Origin of the sequence: Neiella holothuriorum, from assembly GCF_019457915.1 — a bacterium.
In the GTDB taxonomy this organism is placed as follows: Bacteria; Pseudomonadota; Gammaproteobacteria; order Enterobacterales; family Neiellaceae; genus Neiella; species Neiella holothuriorum.
Map to the genome: position 1 here is coordinate 243,686 of NZ_JAHZSS010000002.1, position 25,798 is coordinate 269,483.

Sequence of the window (25,798 nt, forward strand, 5' to 3'; positions counted from 1 at the left end):
TGTTGTTGATTTTATTCTGGACGCCATGCCTGCCGACGCTGCCCTTACGCCTTCTGCCACGCTAACCTCAGCTAACGCACTAGCTCAGTTGCCGCGAACCTTACAAAGTGTCTTTGGCTACAGTGAATTCCGCCCTGGCCAAGAGCAGGTGATATCGGCAATTTGTAATGGTCAAGATGCCTTGGTGATCATGCCGACGGGCGCAGGAAAATCGCTTTGCTATCAGCTGCCTGCTTTAGTTATGAAGCGCTTGGTATTGGTGGTTTCGCCACTCATCTCGCTGATGAAAGACCAAGTTGATTCGATGCAAAACATGGGCATTCGTGCCGCGGCTTTGTACGGTAATATTCCCCGCGAGCAACAAGTACAAACGTTAAATCAAGCGCATCACGGCGAGCTAGATCTCTTGTATGTGTCACCCGAGCGGCTTGTTCGAGATCGGTTTTTAGACCGTTTGGCCGATATGCCGCTAGCGTTTGTTGCTGTGGATGAAGCGCACTGCATTTCCCAGTGGGGCCACGATTTTCGGCCTGATTATGCCGCTCTTGGTCAACTTAAGCAGCGCTACCCAAATTTGCCGATCATGGCGCTAACGGCCACCGCCGATGCGGCCACTCAGCAAGATATTGTCAGCCGTTTGCAATTACCTCAGCCGCTGCTGCACGTTGGTAGTTTTGATCGCCCCAACATTCGCTACACGCTAGAAGACAAGTACCGCCCACTCAAGCAAACGCTCGATTACTTAAACGAGCGCCGTGGCCAGAGCGGTATTATTTATTGCGGCAGCCGAGCTCGTTGTGAGCAGGTGGCAGAACGGTTGAACAACCATGCAATGCGCTGCGCGGTTTATCATGCCGGTTTAGAGCCGGAAGTGCGGCATCGGGTGCAAGATCAGTTCCTGCGTGATGAAGTGGATATTGTGGTCGCAACGGTAGCGTTCGGCATGGGCATCAATAAGTCGAATGTGCGCTTTGTGGTGCATTACGACATGCCTAAAAATATTGAATCTTACTATCAGGAAACCGGGCGAGCAGGGCGTGATGGATTGCCATCAGAGGCTTTGATGTTATACGACCCGGCCGATCGACAGCGCATCATTGGCTTTATTGCCAACATTGAAAATCCTGAGCAACGTCAGGTTGAGCAACACAAGCTTGATGCCATTGGCGCGTTTTGCGAAGCACAAACCTGTCGCCGCCAAGTGTTGTTGAATTACTTTGATGAGCCCGCTCAAAAAGCCTGTGGCAATTGCGATGTGTGCCTGAACCCACCAAAACTTTATGATGGGCTCAAGGATGCACAAATGGCGCTCAGCTGTGTGTACCGTACCGAACAAAGTTACACGGCCCACCATATTGCTGATGTGTTACGCGGCTCTGACAATGAAAAAGTTCGGCGTCACAATCACCAACAGCTATCAACGCACGGCATTGGTACGCACCATAGTCATGAACAATGGTTGTCGGTGATCCGCCAGCTAGTTCATTTGGGCTTATTACGTCAGGACGTAACCCGTCACGGCGCATTAATGCTCACCGAAGCGGCGCGCCCTATTTTACGCGCTGAGCAACCATTGGAACTGGCTGTACCGCGATTGCGGGTGAAAGATAAGCGCTCATTGCAACTGGGTTTGGATGATACGGATCGGCCGCTCTTTCAACGTTTGCGAAGTGTGCGCAAGACCTTGGCCGATCGCGATGGTGTGCCGCCTTACGTGATTTTTTCTGACGCAACGCTGGTGGAAATGGCCGAGCAAAAACCAACGAACGATAGTCAGTTACTGGCAATTACTGGAGTTGGACGAACCAAGCTGGGCAAATATGGCGATGATTTCCTCACCGCCATTTGCGCCCATTTATTAGAACGTTAGCTGTTCTAATCGGTTGGTGTAGCGTGCTTGGCGATTAATCCTCGCGCGCCATAAACTTGTAAATCAGACCGCCAAGGGCGCCGCCAATGATGGGCATCAGCCAGAAAAGCCACAGCTGCGCTACCGCCCAATCACCCACAAATACCGCAACACCGGTACTACGCGCTGGATTCACCGATGTATTGGTGACCGGAATGCTGATCAGGTGGATTAAGGTCAGACACAGACCAATCGCAATGGGCGCAAAGCCCGCTGGCGCTCGTTTGTCGGTGGCACCCATGATCACCACTAAAAACATCATCGTCATTACCACTTCACAGACAATGGCCGCTGTCATACTGTAGCCACCAGGCGAATGCTCACCGAAACCATTGGACGCGAAACCGCCGGCCAATGAGAAATCTGCGGTACCCGAGGCAATGGCGTAAAGTACTGCGCCGCCGGCAATACCACCGATCACTTGAGCGATGATATATGGGCCTAATTCGGCGCTGGAAAAACGTCCGCCTAAGCAAAGTCCAACAGACACTGCTGGATTTAAATGGCACCCAGAAATATGGCCAATAGCGAAGGCCATCGTTAACACGGTCAAGCCAAATGCTAAGCTGACGCCCAGCAAGCCGATGCCGACGTCGGGAAAGGCCGCGGCTAAGACGGCGCTACCACAGCCGCCTAATACCAGCCAAAAGGTACCGAAGAATTCGGCAAGTAGCTTTTTCGAAAGAGGCATAAGAGAAGTCCTTTTTAGATTGTTAGAGAGGCGTAGATAAACGCTAAGCTCAAGTGTAGTCGTGATTTAATCGCTGATAGTTTTTTCACCGTACTAGCTTTATGAATCTCACCACTCAAGGAATTAATGTGGAAAATTGGCAATTCGATAACCGCTGGTACCGGCAACTTAAAGGTAGCTATAGCGAAGTTGCGCCCAGTGCCGTTGATAACCCGCGGCTGGTGGCTTATTCCTCGGCGACCGCAACATTGCTCGATTTACCCAAACAAGCAGATGAAGATGCCCTGTGCCGCTATTTTTCTGGCCAACAAGCGCTTCCCGGTGCGCAACCTTTAGCGCAGGTTTATGCCGGTCATCAGTTTGGCCAATATGTGCCGCAACTAGGTGATGGGCGCGGCTTATTGTTGGGGCAAATTTGCACGCAGCAAGCGCAGTTATGGGATTTACATTTAAAGGGCGCAGGACAAACGCCATATTCGCGTTTTGGCGATGGTCGTGCGGTTTTGCGCTCGAGTATTCGCGAATTTTTGGCATCTGAAGCGTTGCAAGCGTTGGGGATCCCAACCACCCGAGCTTTGTGTGTCATTGGCAGTGACACCCCCGTACGCCGCGAGACCATGGAGTCAGCCGCCACGCTGCTGCGTGTTGCTGAAAGCCATTTGCGGTTCGGGCACTTTGAGTATTTTTTTCATCGCAATGAGCATGAGAAACTTAAAGCGCTGGCCGATTACGCCCTTGAGCATCACTTTGCCGAATGCACCGACAGCGAAGCGCCCTATCTCGACATGTTCATTCAAGTGGTTGAGCGCACCGCTCAATTAATTGCTCAGTGGCAAGCGGTTGGTTTTACCCACGGGGTCATGAATACCGACAACATGTCGCTGCTTGGGTTGACCATTGACTATGGCCCTTATGGCTTTATGGATGGTTACAACGCCGGTTATGTGCCAAATCATTCGGATCATGGCGGCCGCTATAGCTATGCTCAGCAACCGAGCATCGGCTATTGGAATTTACAGTGTTTAGCGTTGGCGCTATCGCCATTGCTTACCAAGGCGCAATCCGAGCAGGCATTGGCGCGCTATGAGCCCGCTTTATTGGGGCGCTACAGCCAGTTAATGGCGGCTAAATTTGGCTTAGCAGAAATCCAACAGAATGACGGTGAAATGCTCAATGGCTTGTTTACGTTGATGCAAGCTGAGGGGCAGGATTTTACCCGCACCCTGCGCCAGTTGAGTCAGCAGCGCGTTGATGACGCGCGTACACCAATGGAAGATGACTGGGTTGACCGAGATGGGTTTCGAGCTTGGTGGCAGGCTTATCGCCAACGGCGCTTAGCGCAAGGGGATAGTGACCATTGGCAGCAACACATGCTCATGACGAACCCTAATTATGTGCTGCGCAATTACCTCGCCCAACAAGTCATTGAGCAAGCCGAACAAGGTGACTACTCGGGCATTGCGCAATTGCAGAAGGTCCTGCATCAGCCCTTTGCTGAACTGGCCGAATTTGAGCAATATGCTGCGTTACCGCCAGATTGGAGCAAGCAGTTGGAGATCTCATGCAGCAGTTAGAACCCGTCAACAGCCAATTCATTGCGTCTAGCTGTGACGATGTGGATGCGGTTGAACAGCAAGCGGCCGAGCTTGCTGGCAAACTTGGTGCCGAGCTGAGCGAACAAAGTGAGGGAGCAGATGTTTGGTTTGCTTGTTTGCGACTCGAAGGCGCGCTGATTCAGTTGCATTATGATTGGTTTAGCGGTGGTTTTTGGCTAACGGCAACGGGCCCTTTAGCGGATGATCCGGCGCAATGGCAGCAGCTGTTGCTGCGCCTTGATTAACTTAACATTGGCATGTGGCTGGCCTGTGAACGAAGAGCTGTTTACCATGGCCAAAATACATGTTCACGAATTCATTCATACAATTGGACGTAGCTTCTATGACTTCGCAACTGATCCAGCTTCAAGCGGACTACCAGCATTTACCACAACTTGAGTTCAGTGCCACAAACAGCGGTCTTATTATGATTGCTGTTCGCAATGAACTGGCGCAAGCGAGCATTTGTCTGCATGGCGCCCATGTTTGTTCGTTTCAACCGCAACAACAGCGTCCGGTGTTATGGCTTAGTTCACAAGCGCAATTTACGGAAGGAAAGGCAATTCGCGGTGGCGTGCCAGTATGCTGGCCTTGGTTCGGCCCTCATCCTACCGATAGCAACTTGCCGCAACATGGCTTTGCCCGCAATCAGAATTGGCAGCTAGAAAATGCCACGCAGTTACCATCGGGCGCTACCGAGCTGACCTTTGTGCTCACCGATACGCCAGCTTCACGTGAATTGTGGCCTCATGCGTTCAAACTCGCTTTGAAAGTAACTGTGGCCACTGAGTTAACGTTAGAGCTGATCACGACCAATTGTGATGATGTGCCTGCGACTGTTGGTGGCGCGCTGCACAGCTATTTTGCCGTTGGCAATATTGCCCAAACTCGCATCGAAGGCCTTGATCAGGTGGTGTATGACGATAAAGTCAGCCACCAAGACGATTTAATCCAGCGCGGGGATATCCTGATTGATGAGGAAGTTGATCGTGTTTATCGCGAAACAACAGGGCGCTGCTTGATTCATGATGACGCCAGTACGCGTAAGATTTCCGTTGCCAAACAAGGTAGTAGTACAACGGTGGTGTGGAATCCGTGGACTGATAAAGCTGCTGCCATGGCTGATTTTGAGGACGACGGATACCACCACATGGTGTGCATTGAGGCGGTCAATTCAGGTGACGACTGTCACACATTGCAGCCAGGCGCTAGTCATCGCTTGATTCAAGTCATTAATGTCGTTGAATAACAAGCAATTATTGTTAGTAAAGTGTTGCTTTTGCTAATTAAAATCGCTAGCTTAGCTAGCGGTTAAAAATTGTCCTAAGTCTTTGCAAGGAGCAAAAAGGCGTTATGACAACTTCAGAAGCATTTGTTTTATTACGCGCTAACCCACACTACGAAACGATTTCAGATACTGTTTTACACGGTTTACTGGCATGTGTGGAAGATAACGGAGACGCTGTCTTTTCAGATGTGCAGCTCAACGGTATCAAACGTCATCTAAAGGAATATCTGCAGTACTATGCGGCTTAGCCGTGGTTTCCAAGCAGTTAGTTGACCCAATTTAAAAAAGGCGGCCTCCGCTGCCTTTTTTGTTGCCTGGCTTTTAAGATCAATTAGAGCGCAAAGGCTAGGCGCGCTCGTCTTTAGGTGACTCCATTACCACATGAGTACTAATGGTTGCCACTTGTGGGATCATCCCCAACACATCGGTATGGAAGTGTTTATAGCTCATCAAATCGCGCGTTTGAACACGCAGGAAATACTCATAAGAGCCGGTCACATTGTGACACTCGAGTACTTCGTCTGACTGGATAATGGCTTGCTCAAACCGTTGTTGAGCCTGTTTTGTATGCTCAGATAAACTCACGGCGACATATGCCAAAAAGCCTTTCCCCAGCTTGTGAGCATCGAGTACCGCTCGGTACCCTTTAATGATGCCTTGGCGTTCCATTTCTTGAACGCGTCGCAAGCAGGCCGACGGAGATAAATTGACACGTTCTGCCAACTCGGCATTGGTGATCCGGCCATTGATTTGTAACTCTTGCAATATTTGTTCGTTAAACTTGTCAATATTCATATTTTATTGCGTGAAGCGTTCTATCTAAGCAATTTTAGCAATCATATTTCGCCCAATACTCATTAGTCTATGGCTTCGTCTAATTAAGTCTGTAGAAGGAAGTCAGATGGAAATCGAATTGCTGATGGCTCTTTCCCTATTTGCGCTGGTGTCCTCTGCCACTCCAGGGCCGAACAATTTGATGTTGTTGGCGTCTGGTGCGAACTTTGGCTTTGTCCGCTCGATTCCACACATGCTGGGTGTGAATATTGGTTTTTGTCTAATGGTGGTGATCGTTGGGCTAGGGATCATGGAAGTGTTTGAGGCGGTGCCGCTGAGCTTTCAACTATTGCAGATCTTGAGTGTGTTGTATTTACTCTATTTGGCTTACCAGATTGCAACCGCGCAACCTGCCAGCGCAAGCTCGTCGGCTAGTGCTAAACCAATGAGTTTTATTCAAGCGGTATTATTTCAGTGGGTGAATCCGAAGGCATGGACCATGGCGGTGACTGCTATGACCGTGTATGCCCCCAATCAAAACCTTGAAGCGGTGTTACTTGTGGCTCTGGTGTTTGGTTTGGTGAATTTTCCAACCATTGGCGGTTGGCTTATGCTCGGTAAGCAGATGCAGCAAATACTGGCGAGCCCGAAATGGTTACGAGGGTTCAATGTCGCTATGGCGTTGTTACTGGTGGGCTCTTTATATCCCATGCTCATGGCAAATTAATCAGCTAAAAAAGCCCGCGCAAAGCGGGCTTTTTTAGCTGGAAAGTTTTAGTTATGACTCGCCTTGGTGGTACGCCGCACTTTGCGCTTGTACCGCGGCAATAAAGGCGCCCGCGTGTTCGGGGTCAACTTCTGGATGGATGCCATGGCCCAGGTTAAATACGTGGCCTGTACCCTTGCCGTATGAAGCGAGCAGTCGTGCCACTTCTTGTTCAATGGCTGGCTTAGGCGCGTAGAGCATAGACGGATCCATGTTGCCTTGTAGTGCCACCTGATCGCCAACACGTGCGCGCGCATCGCCTAATTCGGTGGTCCAGTCTAAGCCCAGCGCATCACAGCCGGTCGCGGCCATATGTTCAAGCCATTGACCACCGTTTTTGGTAAATAAGGTAACAGGAACGGTGCGACCATCGGCATGGCGTACTAAGCCATCAACGATTTTCTGCATGTAGGCGAGGGAGAACTCGCGATAGGCAGGGCCTGACAAGGTGCCGCCCCAAGTATCAAAGATCATCAATGCTTGAGCGCCGGCTTCAACCTGAGCATTGAGATAGCTGATCACTGAGTCTGCAACAACATCCAGTAACTGGTGCATGAGTGCTGGCTCGCCAAACGCCATGGCCTTAATTTTACTAAAGGTCTTGCTGGAGCCACCTTCAACCATATAGGTCGCCAGTGTCCAAGGGCTGCCCGAGAAACCAATCAGTGGCACGGAACCTTTCAATTCACGGCGGATGGTGCTGACCGCATTCATCACATATTGCAATTCTTGGTTTGGATCCGGTGCGGCAAGCTTTGCTACATCGGCAGCCGTTCGGACGGGTTTGCTGAACTTAGGTCCTTCGCCAGTCTCGAAATAGAGCCCTAAACCCATCGCATCGGGAATGGTCAAAATGTCGGAGAACAGGATGGCTGCATCAAGTGGAAAGCGGCGTAATGGCTGCAATGTGACTTCACAAGCCAATTCGGCGTTTTTACACAGCGACATAAAGTCACCCGCTTCGGCGCGAGTGGCACGGTATTCTGGTAAATAGCGGCCAGCCTGACGCATCATCCAAATTGGGGTTCGGTCTACTGGTTGGCGTAGCAACGCGCGCAAATAACGATCATTTTCTAACTGGCTCATGTAGGGTCTTTTTTAACTGGTTTTGTGGCGATTATATGTTGTTTTGGCGCGGAGTCGAACGTTATCCGCGCCAAATCATTGTTGGCAATTTGTTCAGCGGGCGGTTTTCGCCGGCTGAAAAATAAGTTTTCGGTGCCAACTTTCTGGTTCGAGAGGCGAACCAAATTAACTATTGGCGCTAGATCACTCGAGTAAATATTCAGCCGATATATTTGTGAAGCTTTCCATAGTTTCTTCGCCACTAAGTTGCTGATTAAACAGGGCAGTGGTAAAAATTCACCCGAGCTAGCGAAAAACAACTAAGAATCTCGTCACAACGAGACTGTACCTTCGCAGATTAGGGCCTCACTGGATAGTGAGGCTTTTTTATTGCCTGTCTTTTAGGGCGACGAAATAACACCTCATAACGACCGTCTTTACTCATGTGATTCCAGCAACGATCTGGTCAGATCATCGGGCAATTTCCTGTAGTAACTGCCATACTTCCGTAACAAAACAATAAGACATTGACTATCAAGATAGTTAAGCTCAATGTGAATGAGTAGCTGATCAAACGAGTTTGGAGAACCTAGATGCTGACACGATTGGAAAAAGCGCAGGCAGCGTGGGGCGGCGCCAATAAGGCCATAGATAACTGGCTGGCGGATCGTGAAACTGTTCTGGTGCAATACTGCAAGCTGGCGGGCCTCAAGCCATTTGAGCATGAGCAAGAGTTGCCGGACGCCAAAACATTGAAGGAATTTTGTTCCGATCTGCTTGATTACACCTCTGCAGGTCATTTTGAAATGTATGACAAACTCGTGGACGAACAGAACCCAGAGGCCAAACAACTTGCGGCAAAAGTTTATCCGGGTATTAATGCCAGCACTGACATTGTGTTGAACTTTAATGATCGCTACGGCGAAGTGCCCGTCGATGACGAGCTGGGCTCGCTTGATGATGACTTAAGCCAGCTTGGCGAGGCGCTGTCGCAGCGCTTTGAATTAGAAGACTCGCTGATTGGCAATTTGGCGTCGACGTCGCCGCAGTCAGCTTAATCGGCAAGATCAACGACTTCATTCGATGTAAATAAAAAAGGCGCTTCGGTGATTCACCGAAGCGCCTTTTTGTATGCCTGAAATTTATTCTGCAGCAGGCGTTGCCGCAGGTGCTTCAGCTGGCTCTGGGTTGATTTCTAACAATTCAACTTCAAAGATTAATGCCGCATTACCTGGAATCGCGCCGCGTGAACCCATTTCGCCATAACCAAGATCAGACGGGATATACAGCTTGTACTTAGCGCCAGGCTTCATTAACTGAACGCCTTCCGTCCAACCAGGAATAACTTGATTGAGGAAGAATACGGCTGGTGCATTACGATCGTAGCTGCTGTCGAACTGAGAGCCGTCAATCAAGGTACCACGGTAGTGAACTTTTACTTGGTCGGTCGCAACTGGCGAGTCACCTTCACCGGCGGCCAATACTTCGTATTGCAAGCCTGATTCAGTCACCATGATGCCTTCTTTGGCAGCATTCTCAGCCAAGAATGCGTCGCCGGCGGCTTTGTTGGCTGCTAGTTCAGCGTCGCGTTCTGCTTGTGCTTTCTCTTGCAGCTCTTGCACTTTGGTCATGCGCTCTTGCTCAAGTGCAGTTAACACTTCTTGCAGGCCGGCTTCATCAATTTGGCTGCTACCGTTCAGGCCAGCAACAATGCCTTGCTCGATTAGCTTGGCATCGAGTTCCATGCCGAGCTCTTTGTAGGCTTCAAGCATACGAATCATTTGCTGGCCCATGAAAGCACCCGTGGCATAAGATTGCTTTTCTCGGTCTGAAGCAAAGGCTACTGCCGCAGCTTGAGTTTGTTCGGCTGATGCTTCTGGTGCTGGTGTAGTTGCCTGATCTTTTTGGCAACCAACAGCCAGCATTGCTGCGACTACCGCTGTGCCTAATGCAAGACGTTTCATTAATGTATTACTCCTGATGTGAATCGCCGTCAGTCATTGACGGTAAAATTCTCTGGTTATTCCACACGGCGAATAGCGAAACAACTTTACTAGCGCTATCATGCCGTTAGGGCCTAAAAACTTCTGTTTGTTATGAACCTTGTGTACGCAAGCTCGCACGCGTTACGTCAACTCGTCATTCTGTTTACCACAGCCACATTACTATTGGCTTGCAGCGGCGCCGATCAGCCAGCCGGTCGAATTGAACAAACGGCTGAAGGAAGCTCTGCTGCGGCGCTATCTGCCGATGGCCGGTGGGCTATTCATGCCTCGATCCACCATAACTTAGCGCTTTGGGACAACCAAAAACAAGGACTCATTTACCAATGGCAACTTGGTGAAAACTCGAGTCCTGTTTATCTCATCCGATTTTCGCCTAATGGCGAGTTTGTTATCACGGCCTCGGAAGCCGAATTTGCCGTTTGGTCAACCGCCAGCGGTGAATCATTAGGCTGGTATTCCACGCCATCTGGTCGTTTACGCGATATCGCCATTGACGACAGCGGCGACAATATTTTGTACGGGTTGACAGATGGCCGCGCCGTTTTTCTCAACCGCGTTACCGGGCGTCGCCTTGAGTTTCTCGGTCATCAAGAAAAAATCAATGCGGTCGACTTATCGGCTAATGGCCTCTATGCCATTACCGGTGGCAGTGATTACAGCGCCAAGCTCTGGAGTACTGAGACCGCACAAATCATTCAACAGTTCAATCATCCGAGCCGTGTCACTCAAGTTCGCTTCGATCAGCAAGGCCGTTATGTGTTTACCGCTGATAGTCTCAAGCAGGCACGAATTTGGCGCATTCCTTCCGGTGATATGGTCAGTAATCTGAATTTCAAGGCTCGCCAACAAGTATTCAGCGCTGCACGCTTCTCTAAAGACGGGCAATGGTTAGCAACGGGATCGCCGTCACGAGAATTAGCGTTGTGGCATGTGGAAACGGGTCAAAAAGTGCAGAGCTGGCAAGTAGGTACGCAATCCGATAACCGTTGGCGAAGCGCAGTGGTGTATGATGTCGCCTTTTCCGACCAGTGGCTGTATAGCATCAGCTCGGCTGGCTTCACCGAAACTTGGCCGCTACCGGATCAAGTTAAGTAGTAAGGACTTCGCTGTGACAACCTCGGAATCGACCGAACAATTGCAACTACGCATTGAAGAGCTGGAAACCAAATTGGCTTTCCAAGACACCACCATTGCTGATTTAAACCAGGAAGTGAGTGCGCATCAGGAATTGATCGATAAGCTGCAACAGCAAGTCAAACTCATGTTCCGTCAAGTCAATGACTTGAAAGGCTCAAATATGGCGAGTGAGTCAGAAGAAACGCCTCCGCCTCATTACTAAAGGCCACCGCGTCCGCGATGAGCGACTAATTTAATCTTGATTTGGGTTAAACGTGGCAATCAAGCCTGGCGTTTGGTTGTCACTACCTGGTTCATGTTGCACATGACCACACTCCACACATTCCACATAACTTGAGTCTTCGGTGCTGATAAGTGCCAAAGCATCTTGCTGCTGACATTTGGGGCAACTGGCTCCGGCAATAAAGCGTCGTTTCGGTTTGCTCATTGTGGCTTCTTAACGTTGTTGATGTGCCGTTGATTGTACGCAGACCTTGCGTTGGGCTCCAGCTGATTTGCTCAACTGAATTTGGGCTACGTCACTTTGTCAGTTACCATTGCCGCGCTGGCATCCAGTCAGCATTTTTTTCGTGTTTACCAAGCGGAGTCGACTCTGATGATTCAGTGTCAGGAAATTGAATTAATGCGAGGCCCTAAGGCTTTGCTAACAGATGCCAACTTGCATATTCCAGACGGCCATAAAGTAGGGCTGGTGGGTAGTAATGGTTGTGGTAAGTCGACTTTGTTTGCCTTGTTGCTTGGGCAACTTGAACACAGTAAAGGTGACGTGAAGATTACGCCGAGCTGGCGCATTGGCCATGTGGCTCAGGAAACGCCAGCATTACCTGTTTCGGCCATTGATTACGTGATTGCGGGTGATACGGAATATCAGAATCTAGCTGATCAATTGGCGCTGGCAGAACAAGCACACGATGGCAGTGCCCAAGCTGAGTTGCACGGCAAAATGGCGGCAATTGACGGCTACAGCATTCATGCTCGAGCTGGCGCTATGTTGTCAGGTCTGGGGTTTTCCCATGAGCAACAACTAAAGCCCGTCAGTGATTTTTCAGGTGGTTGGCGGATGCGTTTGAATTTGGCGCAAGCGTTGATTTGCCGAGCTGATTTACTGCTGCTTGATGAACCCACCAACCACCTTGATTTAGAAGCGGTACTTTGGCTTGAGCGTTGGTTACAACGGTTCGATGGCACCTTGTTGATGATTAGTCACGACCGTACCTTCCTTGACAATATCATCAGCCACATTGCGCATATTGAACGTGGTACCATCGTGACCTATTCGGGCAATTACACGTCGTTTGAACGTCAACGAGCAGAACGGTTTGCCCAGCAAGCTGCTGAATTCGAAAAGCAGCAGCGTCAGCGTGCTCATTTACAGTCGTTTATTGACAGGTTTCGCGCCAAAGCAACCAAAGCGCGCCAAGCCCAAAGTCGAATTAAAGCTTTGGAGCGGCTCGAGGCCAGCGCGCCAGCTCATGTTGGCAGCCCGTTTTCGTTTGCCATTCCAAGCCCTGCCCACCTGCCAAATCCGCTAGTAAGTATCGAACAAGCCGATTTGGGATACGGCGACAGCAAGATTCTCAACAAGGTCAATGTGTCGTTAGTGCCTGGCTCGCGAGTTGGCTTAATTGGCCCCAATGGCGCCGGCAAAAGTACCTTGATCAAAGCGCTTGCGGGTAGTTTGGCGGTGCTCAATGGTGCTCAGCACAGCAGTGAAAAATTGGCTGTTGGTTACTTTGCCCAGCATCAGCTTGAGCAAGTTGATGGCGATGTGTCACCGCTACTCGCGTTGCAACGATTAAGCCCCGATCAGACCGAACAAGTATTACGTAATTACTTGGGTGGCTTTAACTTTCATGGCGATGATGCGCTGAGCGAATTAGCCACTATGTCTGGAGGTGAAAAAGCCCGCGCGGTGTTAGCGATGATTTGTTGGCAAAAACCGAATTTACTGCTGCTTGATGAACCCACCAACCACCTCGATTTGGAAATGCGCCATGCGTTAGAACTTGCGCTGCAAGCCTATGAAGGTGCGCTATTGGTGGTGTCGCACGATCGTGATCTTATTACGTCTACCACCGATGAACTTTGGTTGGTGGCCAATGGTGAAGTCGTCCCTTATCAAGGTGACTTGACGGATTATCAAAAGCTGGTGCAATTGCCTGAAGAGCAGTCGATTCAGGGTGATAAGCCAACACCAGCGCAAAGCCGCAAAGATCAAAAACGCCGAGATGCTGAGTTTCGTCAGCAAACTCGTCCGTTACGCCAATCGATTGAACGCCATGAAAAGGCCATGGACAAATTATCAGGGCAAGTTGATGAGTTAGAGCAACGGCTGGCTGATCCGGCCATTTACGAAGACAGTAACAAGCAAGAGTTAGCCAAGTTGATCCAACAACGTGCTGATGTCCAAAGGAAATTGGATGATCATGAAGAATCTTGGCTTGCTGATACTGCCGAAATGGAAGAGCTTGTAGCGAAACATGAACAGGTGGCTGAATAATATTTGTACAAATTCAGCGCCGGTTCAGGGAACTTTACGTATACTTAGTGTTCGAATAAAAAGTATCTCGAGTTGTAGTTAGGAGGCCCCATGACATCTATTTCACCAGCAGCCAGTTTTGGTTACAGCACTCAACAGCAGGTGCTGAGCAACAATAATCAGCCACAAACGCCTGTTGACAACCGTGAACAGGTTCAGCCTCCTATTGCTGAAATCCCAGAAAACGAACGCCCGCAATTGTCGCCGGAAGAGCAGCGAGAGCTTATCGATCAGGTGGAAGCGCGTCGTGCCGACATCGCTCAGCAAGAGCAGAATGTTCAGGATGCACAGCGACAGGCTGCCGTTGGAGTCGCCGATTACAATCAAACACAGCGTGTTGTTGATGCTTATGTGACGTCTGCCAGCAATGGTGAGGCCGATCGCGATAGCAACACCATTTCGCCAAGCGATATTCAGGTGACAGAAACTCAATATCGTGTGGCAACCGATAATGTCACCCCAGCCTACCTCTACAGTCAAACTGAGCAGGGCTCGGAAAGTAATCCAACCATCGGTCAAATTATCGATAACCAAGTTTAACTGTCGCCTACCTCCAAATTCGGGTAGTGTCGCGCTCAACCTCAAAGCGCCATTGCCCGGATTGAAACAGCACTAATGCAAATCCCCATTGATCAACTAACCCCAGAAACCCTCCACGCCATTGCGGAATCGTTTGTGCTTCGCGAAGGGACTGATTACGGTGGTGAAGAAGTTACCCTTGAGGAAAAAGTTCAGCAGGTACTCAGTCAGCTTCGTTCGGGTCTTGCGGTACTGCTCTATTCTGAGCTGCACGACAGTGTTGATCTCGTGCCGGCTGACAAGTTTGCCGCCAGCCAATATCAAGCGGACGTTGACGAAACTTGATTTTACGGCGCCAGCCTGACAACAATATGAACCGCATTCTTAGCTCAAAGGCCTTCCATGTCGGTTAAACACCCTATTATTGCTATTACTGGTTCGTCTGGAGCCGGTACTACCACTGCTAGCACCGCGTTTGAACACATGTTCCGCCACCGCAATATTAATGCTGCTCTGGTTGAGGGTGATAGCTTCCACCGATATTCTCGCGCCGAAATGGACATGGCGATCCGCAAAGCTCAGGAGCAGGGCAAACACATCAGTTACTTTGGCCCAGAAGCCAACGACTTTGGTCAGCTCGAAACGTTTTTTAAGAGCTATGGTGACAATGGCATGGGCCAAGTCCGCCGTTACCTGCATAGTTTTGATGAGGCTGTACCCTACAACCAGATGCCGGGGACGTTTACTCCTTGGGAAGATTTGCCGGAAGATACCGACCTACTGTATTACGAAGGTTTACACGGTGGTGTTGTTACCGAAGAGCACAATGTGGGGCAGCATGTTGATTTGCTGGTGGGCATGGTGCCCATTATTAATCTGGAATGGACGCAAAAAATCATTCGCGACACCACCGAGCGTGGTCATTCTCGCGAAGCGGTAACGCAGTCTATCTTGCGTAGTATGGAAGACTACGTGCGCTACATTACCCCGCAGTTTTCTCGCACCCATATTAACTTCCAGCGTGTACCAACGGTCGATACCTCGAATCCGTTTGCCGCCAAAAATATTCCTTCGCTGGATGAGAGTTTTGTGGTGATTCGGTTTCAGGAAACCCAAGGCATCGACTTTCAATATCTACTGCAAATGATTGATGGTTCGTTTATGTCGCGACTAAACGTATTGGTGGTGCCAGGTGGCAAAATGGGTTTTGCCATGGAGTTGATTTTGACACCGCTGCTGGATGAATTGCTCGAGAAAAAACGCAAGGCGATGGAGTATTAAGCCACTCGCTCGTCGCACAACGAATCACGGAATAACAACGGCCCCTTGCTACATACCAAGCAAGGGGCCGTTTTTTATACCTTGTAGTGCCCCACCAATTGCTGCTGCTCTTCGGCCATAGAAGCCTGTTGGTCGCTGGCTTCATTGACTTGGCCAATTAGCTGGGAGTTGGCATCAGCAGTGTCATTCACTTCACTGACCGTGCGGGTGATATCTTGTGAGGTTACCCGTTGCTCCTCCGTGGCGGCACTGATCTGGGCGGCCATATCAGCAATTTGAGACATGGCCGATTGGATGGTACCCATGGCAGTATCGGCATCGGATACTTTTTCCAAGTTTCTGCCCATGCTGTTTTGCGCTTCTCGCACGACTTTACCGGCACCATCAATGCTCTGCTGCAAATTCTCGATACGCTGTTGGATCTCGGTGGTGGACTCGGCGGTGCGTTGCGCCAGATGGCGGACTTCATCGGCAACCACTGCAAACCCTCGCCCTTGCTCACCGGCACGAGCCGCCTCAATGGCAGCGTTTAACGCCAGCAGGTTGGTTTGCTCGGCAATGCCGCGAATCACATTCAGAATGTCACCAATTTGCTCACTGTAATGCTCCACATCGCGGATCCGTTCGACACTGCTTTCTAGCTCGCCGGATACCACATTGGTGCTATCAATGGTTTGCGCCATGATTTCGCTACCAAGTTTGGCCGACTTCTCAACGTTAGATACTTGATCGGCGGTGTCGCAAGCCAATTGTGCGACTTCAGCAAAGCTGGCTTCCATTTGCACCATGGCGGTAGCCAACATCGAAATATTTTGCGACTGGCTCATTTGACGCTGCTCGGCATCACTACATAAGTGATTATTATTTTGTGCGAGCTCACTGAGGCGGGACGACGTGGCATGAATTTCACTCAATGAGCGCTGCATGCGCTCGGCCAGTCGGTTAACGTCATTGCCAATTTCCCCAAACTCATCGACTGACGAGTAGCCGGAGCGAGCGGTCATGTCGCCGTCGCTGAGTTGTTCCAGCGCGCCGCCAACGTGACGTACTGCACGGCGAAGCAGTTGGCTGATACGAAAGCCCACAAGCAACCCAATGGCTACCGAGGCAAGCACCGCAATCAGCGTAATGCTAATGCCACGGTTATATTGGGTTGCCAAACTATCACTGGCTTTATTAATGCGAGTATCTGCTTCGGCGATTAACTGCTTAACGGTGCTACCGGCTTGCTGTTGGAGTTCAAACAGCCTGAGTTTGTTTTGTTCGTTGCTATCTCGCACTTTTACCAATGCCTGAAACTGATTAAATGCGCCTTGTTGCGAGAGTAATATATCTTGCTTGATGGCTTGCCAGCGCGGTTCAAATTCGGCTTGATAGTTGGTGCGAGAATCCTGATAAATGGCCATCTCTTCCATTAAGTTGGCAAATTTTTCATCGAGAATTGGTGACAGTTTTTCGATGCGGCCGCCGGAAAAGTCGATTGATTTCTGGTTGGCAGCGTTGAGTGCTTTCATCAGCAGCACTTCTGTTTGTTCGAATGGGTTGAGTAACTCGTTAAAGCTCCAGCGCACATAGTCATCGGCGATGGCGTAACTCTTGGCCAGCAAGTGCTGCTTGAAGCGAGCCATTTCCAACAGCATGTCACGGACTTGTTCGCCATTGGATTGTTCTAATGCAATGCGATTGCTGTGTTCTTTGAGCATTAATTCTGAGATGCGCTGCAATTCTGGCAACGTCGTACGCAGCGATTGAATCAGCTCTTGATTCCCTTGATTGGCAAGTAACGCTAACTCGTCTTCGGCCAACTGGCTGGCAGCTTCATAGGCTGCTTGTGATTGCTCAAGTTGGGCGGCAGTGGATTGAGCTAGCGCATCGGAGATAATTTGGTTGCTGGTTTGCAGCGCGCTATAAAAATTAGAACTGGATTCTAGACTGGGTATTTCGTGGTGGACGATTTGCTCAACGCCTTCATTAAAACGGGATAGTAGGTAGTAGTTCACTAAGCCCGTCAAAATAAGAATAAAAACCAACACGCCAAAACTGGCATAGATGCGTTGAATGAAGGTCATGTTCATTGGTTTAGCCTTTTGGTCAATCAGCCTTCTGGGTGAGCTTGCGGCATACTTGTGGGTGTCTGCACTATAAAAAACAAGCTTAGTACAGTCCTTCACAAATGCTGGATTGGCGGCGCAGCCTTGCTCAATAACTGACTATTTTGGTTAGATTTTGCGGTGCCTAAGTCAGCGAATCAATGAATAGTGCAACGGGCTTTAAATAGTGTGAGCTGGTGAAAAAATAAACCGGTTTCTTGAGTTTATGCGGAAGCTAGGTGCGGCGCACTAGCCTAAATTAGCTAAAACGATATTAGAGTAATAACTCAATAATCATGGGATGTTGGCTCATTTATTGATCTGGAATGCCCACAGGCTAGGCGCTGACGAAGGCCTTAAGGCTGTTTTTCTCCCTTTCATTGATTAACCTGCAATTTAATCCGCGTTTTCCTCATATTAAGCTGGTTTGCTGATTAAAATTTGTGTTAGTTTTATTGCCAAGTCGAGCATGGTTAATGCCACGATTCCAAGGAAGGGCAAATAAGCAGTCTGACGATTGTGGCGCTCGGGGGAAACCATCAAAATTATAAGGAGCTAATATGGCTATTATTGCGAAACCACAACCAGATCCGACTCTAGAGTGGTTCCTGTCTCATTGTCATATTCATAAGTATCCAGCGAAAAGCACACTGATTCACGCAGGTGAAAAAGCCGACACTCTTTACTACATCATCAAAGGATCTGTTGCCGTTCTGATTAAAGACGAAGATGGCAAAGAAATGATCCTGTCTTACCTGAACCAAGGTGACTTCATTGGTGAGCTAGGCCTGTTTGAAGAAGAGCCAGAGCGTACAGCTTGGGTTCGTGCTAAGGCTGCTTGTGAAGTGGCAGAAATTTCATTCAAGAAATTCCGCCAGTTAATTCAGGTTAATCCAGAAATTCTAATGCGTCTGTCATCGCAGATGGCTTTACGTCTGCAAAGCACTAGCCAGAAAGTGGGTAACCTAGCGTTTTTAGATGTAGCTGGTCGCATTGCGCAAACCTTGTTGCACTTGGCAAAACAGCCTGATGCAATGACTCACCCAGACGGTATGCAAATCAAAATTACTCGTCAGGAAATCGGCCAGATTGTTGGCTGTTCGCGTGAGACCGTTGGTCGAATCTTAAAAATGCTCGAAGAGCAAAATCTGATTCATGCCCACGGTAAAACGATTGTGGTGTTTGGCACCCGATAAGCCGGATTCATAAAAACACCCGCCAATTGGCGGGTGTTTTTTTATGTGCCGTAAAACTGGAATCGAGTCGTTATGCAAATGATGTTTGCTGTGTTGTTGTTGTTGCCAGTTGTGTTATCTGCCACGCAACAAAAAGGCATGCCGTTCAAGACGTTCGCCATTCATATGCCGGTTTCGCTATTGGCGGGCTTTGGCGCGGCTTACCCTGCTAGCTTGTGGTTGGCAGATATGGCCATCATGGTCGGGTACTTGGCTTACTATTTGGCATTTTATCTCTTCGATCAGCCGTTTCGAAACCTACTCAAACGGTATTTCAAACGCCGCAAGTCCTAACCATCACTTTGCCTGATGGGTCGACTCAAAAATTTTATCTGCTGAGGCTGCCACAAAGCCGGAGTAGAGCTCACCATTTGACTGTGGGTAACGCTTAGCAAACTCATAGAAGCAGCTGGCTATCTCAGCCTTGCCATCACTAAATTCACACGCAACCCGATCGGCCAATGTGCTCGATTGCTCTAGCAACTCGGCAGGAGATCCCTTGATGAGTCCGCCTGCGGTATTGAGCGAATAACCTACCTGTAGTAATTGGTCGTTGATAGATGCCAGTGGTGGGTTGTTGTTGAGTTGATTGATACTTACCGTGAAATGATTGGCACGATAGCCCCATGCGGCTAGCCAGCCTGCGTATTCGCTTTCGGCAATGAGTTGCTGGTAGGTCTCTTTATCGATGGACCAAGGGCGGCCGGCTGATACCCAATTAGGGCTGGCGGTAAAGTCTTCGGGTAGTTGAGCAATCAAGTGAGAAACTTGTTGCTGTAGCCAAGGCGAAAATTGGTCCACTAACAACTCACTGATGAACACTTTAGGAGCAAGCGGATCGGGATGCTCGAAGTGTTTTGCTTGCAGTTTTTTAGCTATGAATTGGTAATCGCCAGCGGCTCGGTAGCCGAGCGCTTCAAAGGGGGCCGCTAATTGGGCGAGGTTCACCGGTGCAAGGTTAAAGGTACGCAGGGCAATGTGATCATTTACGATTTGCCCGTTGGCGGCTTGTTGCCGTAGCAATTCATGTATGGGTAATGCTGAGGGAGTGACAGCAAGATACTGCTGCCATAACGAGTTAAACAAAGGTTGCCAATTCGCTGCAGTATCCGTCATGACGGTCACTCCTAATGTTGTCGTTACAGAGTTAATCCTGGGCTTAATGTCGCCGGTAGCACACATTGCTCCGCCTCGACTGATGCAACAGGATAAGCACAGTAGTCAGCTGCGTAGTAAGCACTTGCTCGGTGGTTTCCTGACGCGCCAATACCGCCGAATGGTGCGGCTGAACTGGCGCCGGTAATTGGCCGATTCCAATTGACGATTCCTGCTCGAATTTGCTGAAAGAAATCATCGTACAGCTTGCTATCGTCAGCCAATAAACCGGCGGATAAACCGTAGCGGGTGTTGTTGGCGATAACGAGCGCTTGCTCAAAATCATCGTAACGGTAAACCTGCAACAGTGGCCCAAAGTATTCGTCATCTGGGCAGGGCTCGGCATCGGTCACATCGATAATCGCCGGGCTTACAAATGCATCACCCAGTGATAGTCGCTCACCTTTGAGTAGCACCTTGCCGCCCAGTGCAATGAGTTGCTCTTGTGCTGCTAATACTGCACTGGCAGCCTCAGCCGAGATCACACAGCCCATAAACGGCTGTGGCGATGCATCGTGATGACCAACTTGGATAGCGGCGCTGACTTCGAGCAAGCGAGCTAGAATGGCGTCACCTTGTGGCGTGTTGGGTAGCAACAAGCGGCGAGCGCAGGTACAGCGCTGACCTGCGGAAATGAAGGCCGATTGGACAATGTCATGAACTGCCGCATCCACATTACTTACTTCAGCAACCAATAGCGGATTATTGCCGCCCATTTCCAATGCCAGAATTTTGCCTGGCTGTTCGGCAAAACCTTGGTGGATTTTATGGCCTGTGGTGGAGCTACCGGTAAAGAACAAACCGTCTATGGCAGGGTGTTGCGCGATCGCTTGCCCTGTTTCAACAGCGCCTTGCAACAAATTCAATACCCCTTCGGGTAATCCTGCTTGTGCCCATAGGCGAACATAGAATTCAGCGACCGCAGGCGTTTGCTCGCTAGGCTTGTAAATGATGGTGTTACCAGCAATCAGAGCCGGTACGATGTGGCCGTTAGGTAAGTGCCCCGGAAAATTATATGCACCGAACACCGCCACTACGCCGTGTGGCTTATGGCGAACATGCGCTTTGCCCACGGGCATATCGCTGGCGCGAGTTCCTGTACGCTCGTCATAGGCTTTTTTTGAGATGGCAATTTTACCAACCATGGCGCCAACTTCGGTGGCACTTTCCCACTGCGGTTTGCCTGTTTCTTCTGCAATTAAATCGGTTAACTGTGGTTTGTGCTCCGTCAGCAATTCGCCAAATCGGTCGATGATTGCGAGGCGCTCATCCAGTGACAGTTGAGCCCAACTTGCGCTGGCTGTGCGGGCGGTTTGAATAGCGTCATCAACTTGCGTCGGTGTTGCACTCTTGCCTTGCCAAACAATATTGCCATTGGATGGACTAACAGACTGCAACGCTGCGCCTTGACCGGCAAGCCATTGGCCTTGGATAAATAATTGGCCGGTAATGGATGGGATGTTGCTCATGACAAACCTCAACTACTAGTGGAATTTGAATCAGATGACATGGCGAAGCAGCGTGCACCGTCACCATCAGAAAGGCCCAGCATGGCCGCTTGTTTGGCGTCGATGAACAACTCACCCTCTTGTTGGTGTGCGGTTACGACACCGGCGCGATAATTCGTTAAACAGGTATTGGCCAGAAGGAATTCCGTGGCTGGAGTTGCCAGTTCGCCAATTCGGATCACCACAGCTTGGCTGTAACGTACGGTTTCGACATGATCCACCGGACACTCAACAGTTGGCCCTGCATCGAAAATATCGACGTAATTTTTGTATCGAAAGCCCTCTTTTTTAAGGAGTGCAATCGCCGGCTCGGTAGACGGGTGAACTTGGCCGATCACGTCTTGCGCCGCTTTGCTCAGCAAATTGACGTAAATGGGGTATTTGGGCATGAGTTCGGCAATGAAACGCTTTTCGCCAATGCCGGTCAGGTAATCGGCGGTTGGAAAATCCAAATCGAAAAAGTGCTCTTGTAACCATTGCCAGAATGGAGAACGACCTTGCTCGTCAGAAACGCCGCGCATTTCAGCAATCACGGTGTCACCAAATCGAAGTGGGTGACTGGCCATGAATAAAAATCGGCTTTTGGCTAACAGGCGCCCATTACTGCCGCGCCGATGTGACTTTTTCAGAAACAGAGTACAGAGCTCTGCGGCACCGGTGTAGTCGTTACACAGGCTCAATGTTTTTACGGTTTTATGAATACCGAGTTCAGGCGACGAATGCACCACACTGCCTAAGCGGTAGTGATAAAACGCATCGGTGAGGCCAACAGAAGCTTCAATGCCCGCGGTGCCCACAACTTCGCCAGTTTCAGTATCTTCGGCTACGAACAGGTAACCCTGATCGCCCGGTTTATCCGTTTGACAGGCAAAGGAGTTCACCGAGCGAGCGATCTTGGCTTTTAGTAGCTCATCATTTTGCGGAAGAGAGGTAAAGCCAATGCCAGATTGTTCAGCAATTTCCTGCAGTGCTTGAAAATCCTGTTTAGCAATGGGGCGAATAATTAGCATCGGCCATACTCCTTAAATGACGATTTACGGTAATTAACTCGACGCAGAAACTTTGGCAACGGCGCGCTCCAGCGCGTCCATCCCTTGCTCTAATTCTGCTGGCGAGATATTGAGTGCTGGTGCAAAGCGCAACACATTGGGGCCGGCGACGAGCATCATTAAGCCTTCGGCCACCGCTGCAGTAAGAAAATCACGGGCACGACCTTGGTACGCGTCATTCATCACCGCGCCGAGTAAGGCGCCTTTTCCGCGCACCTCGGCAAACACCTGATATTTTTCATTCATGGCGTCTAGGCGTGTGCGAATGTAAGACTCTAAGTCTTTTACGTTGGCCATCATTGCCGGTGTGTTTACTTCTTTCAGCACTGCAGAGGCAACCGCACAAGCTAGCGGGTTACCACCATAGGTTGAGCCGTGCGTCCCTACTTTTAGGCTTGCAGCAATCTCGCTGCTCGTCAGCATGGCGGCAATAGGAAAGCCACCGCCTAATGATTTGGCCGAGGTAAGAATATCGGGCACAACTGGCGAATCCATGTAAGCGAACAGGTGACCGGTACGGCCAACGCCGGTTTGGACTTCATCAAAGATAAGTAGGGCATTGTGCTTGTCACACAATTCGCGAATACCACGGAGGTATTCGTCGCTGGCCGGAATGACGCCACCTTCACCTTGTAGTGGCTCAATGATCACGGCACAGGTGCGCTCTGACATGGCTTGCTCTAGTGCGGCCAAATCGTTGTAATCGATGTGATCGATGGCGCCGGGTTTTGGCCCAAAACCGTCGGAGTAGGCGGCTTGGCCACCCACGCTTACTGTAAAGAAGGTGCGACCGTGGAAACCGTGATTACAGGCAATAATTTGGTCTTTACCTTCGCCATGACGCTCAAGGGCATAGCGCCGCGCCAATTTGAGTGCGGCCTCATTGGCTTCTGCGCCTGAGTTGGCAAAAAACACTTTTTCGGCAAAGGTTGCGTCAATCAGTTGTTGTGCCAAGGCCAATGCTGGCTCATTGGTGTAGACGTTACTCACATGCCACAGTTGATTGCCTTGCTGTTGCAGGGCGCCCACTAATGCCGGATGGCAATGGCCTAAGCAGTTCACCGCGATGCCGCCGGCGAAGTCTATGTATTCCTTACCTTGTTGATCCCAAACGCGAGAGCCTTCGCCGCGAACAGGAATCATGGCCGCTGGGGCGTAGTTTGGCGCCATCACGTCATCGAAGGTTTGCCGGGTAATTTGCTGTTGCTGGTTCATAATTGCTTCCTTTTCATTACTGCCCCACGAAGATGGCCATGCTTAGGCCGAAGCGAATGTCATTATCTTCAAGGGGGCGCTATTGTACAATTTTGAATAAAAAATAAATTTTTATTCAAAAAGTGAATAATATTTCGCATCCTAATGCATATTGAGTGCATGAGGTGCGTTGACGTTTCGAATTGTTTTGAATTGTTTTATCGTCGTCGGAGACGAGAAAGGTCGGCCATTTCGTCTTCGCTTAAGGCTAAGTCCGCCAGTAACGAATGGCTTTGGTGTGGGGTGAGCGCACAAGCATCGTTGAGCCAACGATACTGACAGTAGCCACGTGCCTGCCGTAATACTTGCGCCATTTCTGACAGCTGACCTACGGGCAAGTCGGCATCGGCTTCGCGGGTAAGCGACGCAATGATTTGGCCGGTGGCACCGAGTTCATTCAGTAAACTATGTTGCAGCGCTGACGAGCGAGCTAAGTGACTGGCCAGAATACCAACGGGTGGCCGGATATCTTTGATTTGATCGTACACTTGCTTTTGCGCTGATTGACGAGATTTCTCTAGCGCTTGCTTGATTTGATTATCAAACAAGTCAACAAAAGCCTGACTGATGGCAAGCGGCGCTAAACCTTGTGTCAGCGCAGCTAACGATGACAATGCCGGGCAAAGACCCCGCCGCTCAGCCAACAAGCGAGCGCACTGAGCCATTTCTTGTGACCATTCAAGGATCCGCCGATTCATCAATTGGCAGAAGGGCACTTTGCGGCCGGCTGCCTGAATCATGGCAAATTCAACCAATTGAAAGGCTAAAATTTTACCGCCAAAGTGGGATAAGGCTTGATCCAATGAGCCAACAAAATCATGAGACGTTGCGGTAATTTGGCGAAACCGCGGTGCATTGACCCATTGCAGCAATTCTTTGGCAACCCAGCTTTCGCTGTTAATGGTGCGCCGCATTGGATCGTCGGTATCGGTTTGATCGAGCACCAAATCAAGCATGGCTGGCAATTGTTCACCCAAGGTCAACCGAACGAATAGCAGCCGCTTCGGATTTTCGAACGTCTGCCCCATGGCTGTTTCAAGGTGTTCGGCTAAACGCGTTGCGATGGCCGAAGTTGTCAGCGCCTGCTGCTGCCCGCCAAACCAAGTAAATTGCTGGCGCACTAAATGATCAAAGAATAATCCCTGATTATCGGATTGATCGGTAAACGAATTAGCAGACATACTCATTTTTATGGTTAGCGCAACAGATCATCAAATTTGACTCGAACCATTACTATCGCTTGCCAAGCGCCGTTAGCCAACCCTTTGTTTTAAAAAATTGTTGAGTAGCGCATGCCCTTGTTCCGTCAATACTGATTCTGGATGAAATTGAACGCCGTAAATGGCCAGGGTTCGATGACGTAATGCCATGATTTGACGTTGATTATTCGTCCGGTCATGGTACCAAGCCGTGACCTCTAATTCGTCGGGCAAGCTATCTGGTGCGACCAACAATGAATGGTACCGAGTGACGCGTAGCGGGTTGGGTAAGCCTTCAAACAAATCGGTCTGGTGGTGCTCAATAAGCGAGGTTTTGCCGTGCATCACGCGTGGCGCGCGGACCACGCGGCCACCAAATACTTGGGCAATGGTTTGATGGCCAAGGCAAACACCTAAAATTGGCAGTTTACCGGCAAAATGCCGAACCAGATCGAGCGATGCACCAGCCTCATTTGGGCTACATGGGCCCGGCGAAATGACCAGATGTGTTGGGGCAAGGGAAGCAACTTTGGCAATATCAACCTCATCATTACGCAGCACCATAACCTCTTGTTGCAGCTGTTGAAAGTACTGCACCAAGTTGTAGGTAAAGGAATCGTAATTGTCGATCATCAACAACATAACAAGGGCCGATCTGCAATGTAGAAGGTTGAGTTTGGTTCGGCTTTCGCCGATTTTCGGCAACTATACACGAAACTGAAACAGCTGCTAATGGAT

Annotated in this window: 27 protein-coding genes; 15 read left to right on the forward strand and 12 right to left on the reverse strand. The window is 49.8% G+C overall.

Translation table 11 applies throughout. The features are described from left to right. Positions 1 to 25: 25 nt before the first annotated feature. Positions 26 to 1,870 (forward strand): DNA helicase RecQ, encoded by a 1,845-nt coding sequence (gene recQ / locus K0504_RS02905; protein ID WP_220102649.1) that lies wholly within the window; start codon positions 26 to 28, stop codon positions 1,868 to 1,870. 34 nt (positions 1,871 to 1,904) lie between these two features. Here recQ and aqpZ read toward each other — a convergent pair whose 3' ends face one another. After that, positions 1,905 to 2,600: an aquaporin Z gene (aqpZ, locus tag K0504_RS02910; RefSeq protein WP_220102650.1), complete on the reverse strand. Its 696-nt coding sequence runs from the start codon at positions 2,598 to 2,600 to the stop codon at positions 1,905 to 1,907. Between the two features lie 128 nt (positions 2,601 to 2,728). Between aqpZ and K0504_RS02915 the strand changes: the two genes are divergently transcribed. The 4 genes from K0504_RS02915 to K0504_RS02930 all read left to right on the forward strand — a co-directional run bounded on the left by K0504_RS02915 (position 2,729) and on the right by K0504_RS02930 (position 5,731). Next, positions 2,729 to 4,174 (forward strand): protein adenylyltransferase SelO, encoded by a 1,446-nt coding sequence (locus K0504_RS02915; protein ID WP_318837918.1) that lies wholly within the window; start codon positions 2,729 to 2,731, stop codon positions 4,172 to 4,174. Then, entirely contained in the window at positions 4,162 to 4,440 is a 279-nt protein-coding gene (locus K0504_RS02920) for a DUF3630 family protein (RefSeq protein WP_220102652.1), read from the forward strand. The genes K0504_RS02915 and K0504_RS02920 overlap by 13 nt, the downstream gene beginning before the upstream one ends. 98 nt (positions 4,441 to 4,538) lie before the next feature. Next, entirely contained in the window at positions 4,539 to 5,444 is a 906-nt protein-coding gene (locus K0504_RS02925; protein ID WP_220102653.1) for a D-hexose-6-phosphate mutarotase, read from the forward strand. A gap of 104 nt (positions 5,445 to 5,548) precedes the next feature. Beyond that, positions 5,549 to 5,731 carry a hypothetical protein gene (locus K0504_RS02930; protein ID WP_220102654.1) on the forward strand — a complete coding sequence of 61 codons (183 nt, stop codon included), beginning with the start codon at positions 5,549 to 5,551 and terminating at the stop codon, positions 5,729 to 5,731. Positions 5,732 to 5,828: 97 nt separating this feature from the next. On the opposite strand, the gene K0504_RS02935 is transcribed toward K0504_RS02930, so the two are convergent. After that, complete coding sequence (locus K0504_RS02935) at positions 5,829 to 6,278, reverse strand: Lrp/AsnC family transcriptional regulator (protein WP_220102655.1); 450 nt, start codon at positions 6,276 to 6,278, stop codon at positions 5,829 to 5,831. A gap of 106 nt (positions 6,279 to 6,384) precedes the next feature. Between K0504_RS02935 and K0504_RS02940 the strand changes: the two genes are divergently transcribed. Beyond that, positions 6,385 to 6,984 (forward strand): LysE family translocator, encoded by a 600-nt coding sequence (locus K0504_RS02940; protein WP_220102656.1) that lies wholly within the window; start codon positions 6,385 to 6,387, stop codon positions 6,982 to 6,984. A 51-nt stretch (positions 6,985 to 7,035) separates the two neighbouring features. On the opposite strand, the gene hemE is transcribed toward K0504_RS02940, so the two are convergent. Beyond that, positions 7,036 to 8,109, reverse strand: coding sequence for a uroporphyrinogen decarboxylase (gene hemE / locus K0504_RS02945; protein WP_220102657.1), 1,074 nt, complete (start codon positions 8,107 to 8,109; stop codon positions 7,036 to 7,038). A gap of 572 nt (positions 8,110 to 8,681) precedes the next feature. Here hemE and rsd point away from each other — a divergent pair. Beyond that, positions 8,682 to 9,146 carry a sigma D regulator gene (gene rsd, locus K0504_RS02950; RefSeq protein ID WP_220102658.1) on the forward strand — a complete coding sequence of 155 codons (465 nt, stop codon included), beginning with the start codon at positions 8,682 to 8,684 and terminating at the stop codon, positions 9,144 to 9,146. Positions 9,147 to 9,230: 84 nt separating this feature from the next. Here the strand turns inward: rsd and K0504_RS02955 are convergent, their stop codons facing one another. Further along, the gene (locus K0504_RS02955) at positions 9,231 to 10,052 is read right to left on the reverse strand and encodes an FKBP-type peptidyl-prolyl cis-trans isomerase (RefSeq protein WP_220102659.1); all 822 of its coding nucleotides are present in this window, start codon (positions 10,050 to 10,052) and stop codon (positions 9,231 to 9,233) included. A gap of 132 nt (positions 10,053 to 10,184) precedes the next feature. Between K0504_RS02955 and K0504_RS02960 the strand changes: the two genes are divergently transcribed. Then, positions 10,185 to 11,189 (forward strand): WD40 repeat domain-containing protein, encoded by a 1,005-nt coding sequence (locus K0504_RS02960; RefSeq protein ID WP_220102660.1) that lies wholly within the window; start codon positions 10,185 to 10,187, stop codon positions 11,187 to 11,189. 13 nt (positions 11,190 to 11,202) lie between these two features. After that, entirely contained in the window at positions 11,203 to 11,433 is a 231-nt protein-coding gene (locus K0504_RS18305; protein ID WP_318837919.1) for a SlyX family protein, read from the forward strand. Between the two features lie 30 nt (positions 11,434 to 11,463). Here K0504_RS18305 and K0504_RS02970 read toward each other — a convergent pair whose 3' ends face one another. Further along, positions 11,464 to 11,658: a YheV family putative zinc ribbon protein gene (locus K0504_RS02970; protein ID WP_220102661.1), complete on the reverse strand. Its 195-nt coding sequence runs from the start codon at positions 11,656 to 11,658 to the stop codon at positions 11,464 to 11,466. A gap of 96 nt (positions 11,659 to 11,754) precedes the next feature. On the opposite strand from K0504_RS02970, the gene K0504_RS02975 reads away from it, so the two are divergent. From K0504_RS02975 to K0504_RS02990, 4 genes are all read left to right on the forward strand, one after another. After that, a complete protein-coding gene (locus K0504_RS02975; RefSeq protein ID WP_318837920.1) occupies positions 11,755 to 13,731 on the forward strand; it encodes an ATP-binding cassette domain-containing protein in 1,977 nt (658 codons plus the stop codon). A gap of 90 nt (positions 13,732 to 13,821) precedes the next feature. Next, positions 13,822 to 14,310: a hypothetical protein gene (locus K0504_RS02980; RefSeq protein WP_220102662.1), complete on the forward strand. Its 489-nt coding sequence runs from the start codon at positions 13,822 to 13,824 to the stop codon at positions 14,308 to 14,310. A gap of 75 nt (positions 14,311 to 14,385) precedes the next feature. Beyond that, positions 14,386 to 14,634, forward strand: a complete 249-nt coding sequence (locus K0504_RS02985) for a YheU family protein (protein WP_220102663.1) — start codon at positions 14,386 to 14,388, stop codon at positions 14,632 to 14,634. A gap of 57 nt (positions 14,635 to 14,691) precedes the next feature. Beyond that, complete coding sequence (locus tag K0504_RS02990) at positions 14,692 to 15,570, forward strand: phosphoribulokinase (protein ID WP_220102664.1); 879 nt, start codon at positions 14,692 to 14,694, stop codon at positions 15,568 to 15,570. Positions 15,571 to 15,644: 74 nt separating this feature from the next. Here the strand turns inward: K0504_RS02990 and K0504_RS02995 are convergent, their stop codons facing one another. Beyond that, complete coding sequence (locus K0504_RS02995; protein ID WP_220102665.1) at positions 15,645 to 17,645, reverse strand: methyl-accepting chemotaxis protein; 2,001 nt, start codon at positions 17,643 to 17,645, stop codon at positions 15,645 to 15,647. A 575-nt stretch (positions 17,646 to 18,220) separates the two neighbouring features. Between K0504_RS02995 and crp the strand changes: the two genes are divergently transcribed. Together crp and K0504_RS03005 are read left to right on the forward strand one after the other, a co-directional pair. Beyond that, positions 18,221 to 18,856, forward strand: a complete 636-nt coding sequence (gene crp, locus K0504_RS03000) for a cAMP-activated global transcriptional regulator CRP (RefSeq protein WP_220102666.1) — start codon at positions 18,221 to 18,223, stop codon at positions 18,854 to 18,856. Between the two features lie 72 nt (positions 18,857 to 18,928). Beyond that, on the forward strand, positions 18,929 to 19,189 hold the full coding sequence (locus K0504_RS03005; protein WP_220102667.1) for a hypothetical protein: 261 nt from the start codon (positions 18,929 to 18,931) through the stop codon (positions 19,187 to 19,189). A 3-nt stretch (positions 19,190 to 19,192) separates the two neighbouring features. Here the strand turns inward: K0504_RS03005 and K0504_RS03010 are convergent, their stop codons facing one another. From K0504_RS03010 to K0504_RS03035, 6 genes are all read right to left on the reverse strand, one after another. Continuing rightward, entirely contained in the window at positions 19,193 to 20,011 is an 819-nt protein-coding gene (locus tag K0504_RS03010) for a DUF1338 domain-containing protein (protein WP_220102668.1), read from the reverse strand. Positions 20,012 to 20,034: 23 nt separating this feature from the next. Next, on the reverse strand, positions 20,035 to 21,519 hold the full coding sequence (astD, locus tag K0504_RS03015; RefSeq protein ID WP_225917924.1) for a succinylglutamate-semialdehyde dehydrogenase: 1,485 nt from the start codon (positions 21,517 to 21,519) through the stop codon (positions 20,035 to 20,037). A gap of 8 nt (positions 21,520 to 21,527) precedes the next feature. Then, positions 21,528 to 22,568, reverse strand: a complete 1,041-nt coding sequence (gene astA / locus K0504_RS03020; RefSeq protein ID WP_220102669.1) for an arginine N-succinyltransferase — start codon at positions 22,566 to 22,568, stop codon at positions 21,528 to 21,530. 33 nt (positions 22,569 to 22,601) lie between these two features. Continuing rightward, a complete protein-coding gene (locus K0504_RS03025; RefSeq protein ID WP_220102670.1) occupies positions 22,602 to 23,822 on the reverse strand; it encodes an aspartate aminotransferase family protein in 1,221 nt (406 codons plus the stop codon). A gap of 197 nt (positions 23,823 to 24,019) precedes the next feature. Beyond that, positions 24,020 to 25,042 carry a hypothetical protein gene (locus K0504_RS03030; RefSeq protein WP_220102671.1) on the reverse strand — a complete coding sequence of 341 codons (1,023 nt, stop codon included), beginning with the start codon at positions 25,040 to 25,042 and terminating at the stop codon, positions 24,020 to 24,022. A gap of 72 nt (positions 25,043 to 25,114) precedes the next feature. Further along, a complete protein-coding gene (locus K0504_RS03035) occupies positions 25,115 to 25,702 on the reverse strand; it encodes an anthranilate synthase component II (RefSeq protein WP_220102672.1) in 588 nt (195 codons plus the stop codon). Positions 25,703 to 25,798: the final 96 nt, after the last annotated feature.

Excerpts from the sequence above, each read along its gene's own strand:
- K0504_RS02955 (WP_220102659.1), bottom strand. The coding sequence starts at position 10,052 with ATGAAACGTCTTGCATTAGGCACAGCGGTAGTCGCAGCAATGCTGGCT.
- K0504_RS03010 (WP_220102668.1), bottom strand. The coding sequence starts at position 20,011 with ATGACGGATACTGCAGCGAATTGGCAACCTTTGTTTAACTCGTTATGG.
- K0504_RS02920 (WP_220102652.1), top strand. The coding sequence starts at position 4,162 with ATGCAGCAGTTAGAACCCGTCAACAGCCAATTCATTGCGTCTAGCTGT.
- hemE (WP_220102657.1), bottom strand. The coding sequence starts at position 8,109 with ATGAGCCAGTTAGAAAATGATCGTTATTTGCGCGCGTTGCTACGCCAA.
- aqpZ (WP_220102650.1), bottom strand. The coding sequence starts at position 2,600 with ATGCCTCTTTCGAAAAAGCTACTTGCCGAATTCTTCGGTACCTTTTGG.
- K0504_RS02960 (WP_220102660.1), top strand. The coding sequence starts at position 10,185 with ATGAACCTTGTGTACGCAAGCTCGCACGCGTTACGTCAACTCGTCATT.
- astD (WP_225917924.1), bottom strand. The coding sequence starts at position 21,519 with ATGAGCAACATCCCATCCATTACCGGCCAATTATTTATCCAAGGCCAA.
- K0504_RS02935 (WP_220102655.1), bottom strand. The coding sequence starts at position 6,278 with ATGAATATTGACAAGTTTAACGAACAAATATTGCAAGAGTTACAAATC.
- K0504_RS02925 (WP_220102653.1), top strand. The coding sequence starts at position 4,539 with ATGACTTCGCAACTGATCCAGCTTCAAGCGGACTACCAGCATTTACCA.
- K0504_RS03025 (WP_220102670.1), bottom strand. The coding sequence starts at position 23,822 with ATGAACCAGCAACAGCAAATTACCCGGCAAACCTTCGATGACGTGATG.
- K0504_RS03035 (WP_220102672.1), bottom strand. The coding sequence starts at position 25,702 with ATGTTGTTGATGATCGACAATTACGATTCCTTTACCTACAACTTGGTG.
- K0504_RS03005 (WP_220102667.1), top strand. The coding sequence starts at position 18,929 with ATGCAAATGATGTTTGCTGTGTTGTTGTTGTTGCCAGTTGTGTTATCT.
- K0504_RS02930 (WP_220102654.1), top strand. The coding sequence starts at position 5,549 with ATGACAACTTCAGAAGCATTTGTTTTATTACGCGCTAACCCACACTAC.
- astA (WP_220102669.1), bottom strand. The coding sequence starts at position 22,568 with ATGCTAATTATTCGCCCCATTGCTAAACAGGATTTTCAAGCACTGCAG.
- K0504_RS02970 (WP_220102661.1), bottom strand. The coding sequence starts at position 11,658 with ATGAGCAAACCGAAACGACGCTTTATTGCCGGAGCCAGTTGCCCCAAA.
- K0504_RS02995 (WP_220102665.1), bottom strand. The coding sequence starts at position 17,645 with ATGAACATGACCTTCATTCAACGCATCTATGCCAGTTTTGGCGTGTTG.
- crp (WP_220102666.1), top strand. The coding sequence starts at position 18,221 with ATGGCTATTATTGCGAAACCACAACCAGATCCGACTCTAGAGTGGTTC.
- rsd (WP_220102658.1), top strand. The coding sequence starts at position 8,682 with ATGCTGACACGATTGGAAAAAGCGCAGGCAGCGTGGGGCGGCGCCAAT.
- K0504_RS02940 (WP_220102656.1), top strand. The coding sequence starts at position 6,385 with ATGGAAATCGAATTGCTGATGGCTCTTTCCCTATTTGCGCTGGTGTCC.
- K0504_RS03030 (WP_220102671.1), bottom strand. The coding sequence starts at position 25,042 with ATGTCTGCTAATTCGTTTACCGATCAATCCGATAATCAGGGATTATTC.
- recQ (WP_220102649.1), top strand. The coding sequence starts at position 26 with ATGCCTGCCGACGCTGCCCTTACGCCTTCTGCCACGCTAACCTCAGCT.
- K0504_RS02980 (WP_220102662.1), top strand. The coding sequence starts at position 13,822 with ATGACATCTATTTCACCAGCAGCCAGTTTTGGTTACAGCACTCAACAG.
- K0504_RS02990 (WP_220102664.1), top strand. The coding sequence starts at position 14,692 with ATGTCGGTTAAACACCCTATTATTGCTATTACTGGTTCGTCTGGAGCC.
- K0504_RS02985 (WP_220102663.1), top strand. The coding sequence starts at position 14,386 with ATGCAAATCCCCATTGATCAACTAACCCCAGAAACCCTCCACGCCATT.